Annotated in this window: 1 protein-coding gene; it reads right to left on the bottom strand. The window is 42.0% G+C overall.

The genetic code is table 11. From position 1 onward, the window contains the following. Positions 1–121 precede the first annotated feature (121 nt). Positions 122–568, bottom strand: a complete 447-nt coding sequence (locus tag LIX84_RS23360) for a GNAT family N-acetyltransferase (protein WP_226422277.1) — start codon at positions 566–568, stop codon at positions 122–124. Positions 569–584 lie beyond the last annotated feature (16 nt).

A 584-nucleotide genomic window follows, 5' to 3' on the forward strand; every position in this document is an offset into this window, starting at 1 on the left:
CCTGTTAAGGTGTGAGCAACGCAATACCGAAGCCCCCGCATACCACCTTAAACACTAAACGCAACGCATAGTGAAATGCCAAGCGTTGCGAATCACTCTTAAACAGATTGTTATGTGCGTACTAAAGTTGTGCGTACAATCTCAGCATGTCTTTGTGTTGAATACCATTTTCATAGATTGGCTCTGGATAATTCAGCAAAAAGTAATCTTTGACGATTGAGTCAACCCTAAAGCCAAGACGCTGATAATAAGTCAGTTGATAGCCAAGGGTGCCTGTACCCAGTTCAACACGTGAGATTCCCTTACTTGATAACTGAAACAGAACCGACTTAAGCAATTCAGAACCAACACCTTGACCTTGTAACTTTGGATATACAGAGACATTGAATATCTCAGCAAGGCTATTGGTTTGTGGCTTCACTATGCAAGCAGCTAAAACACGTCCATTATCTAGTGCAGCGAAGCACCATGAATCGGATAAATATGAAGAAATACTCGCTTCAGAAGGATCGGCTTCAAGCAGAAAATCTAGCGGAATCTGGCTACTCTTGACTTCGATATATTGCATTTTTCCTCCAAGCACA

This window comes from Vibrio sp. E14 (genome assembly GCF_020515785.1).
GTDB lineage: Bacteria > Pseudomonadota > Gammaproteobacteria > Enterobacterales > Vibrionaceae > Vibrio > Vibrio diabolicus.

Bases quoted from the DNA above. Each gene is read 5' to 3' on its own strand.
- LIX84_RS23360 (WP_226422277.1), bottom strand. From the start codon at position 568: ATGCAATATATCGAAGTCAAGAGTAGCCAGATTCCGCTAGATTTTCTG.